Genomic DNA, 497 nt, shown 5'->3' on the forward strand with positions numbered 1-497 from the left:
CAGAACCGAACTCGTCCGACCGGACCGCAGCGACGAAGGAGCGCCAAGCCTCGACGGGGAAGACGAGAGTCGGACCCTGCAAGTCTTTGGAGTCACGGACAGGGACGATGCCAGGGAAGTCGGCAGTCACCTCGACACAGGTCCCACCGTTGTTGCTGTACGAGCTCTTCCGTCATCTGGCACCCAACAGGTCAACGCGCATGGGAATCAGGCTCCTTCCGGATGTCCAGGGCATGCTCCTGCTTCGAGCATCCCCACCTGAAGCACATCGATGCCATCAGCAAGCCTCAACCTCCACGCCCCGCAGAGCAGCCCCGACCGGACCCCCGGCCGGAGCCCGTGGCTTGGGTGTCAGCCAGAACCGAACTCGTCCGACCGGACCGCAGCGACGAAGGAGCGCCAAGCCTCGACGGGGAAGACGAGAGTCGGACCCTGCAAGTCTTTGGAGTCACGGACAGGGACGATGCCAGGGAAGTCGGCAGTCACCTCGACACAGG

The 497-nt window shown here is 64.0% G+C and carries 1 protein-coding gene and 1 pseudogene; both read right to left on the bottom strand.

Annotated features, from left to right (window positions below):
* Positions 1 to 160: pseudogene (locus tag PUR56_RS14120) on the bottom strand (DUF397 domain-containing protein); the annotation flags it as partial.
* Between the two features lie 191 nt (positions 161 to 351).
* Positions 352 to 486, bottom strand: a complete 135-nt coding sequence (locus PUR56_RS14125) for a DUF397 domain-containing protein (RefSeq protein WP_329949164.1) — start codon at positions 484 to 486, stop codon at positions 352 to 354.
* Positions 487 to 497: the final 11 nt, after the last annotated feature.

This window comes from Streptomyces sp. BE303 (genome assembly GCF_036290945.1).
In the GTDB taxonomy this organism is placed as follows: domain Bacteria; phylum Actinomycetota; class Actinomycetes; order Streptomycetales; family Streptomycetaceae; genus Kitasatospora.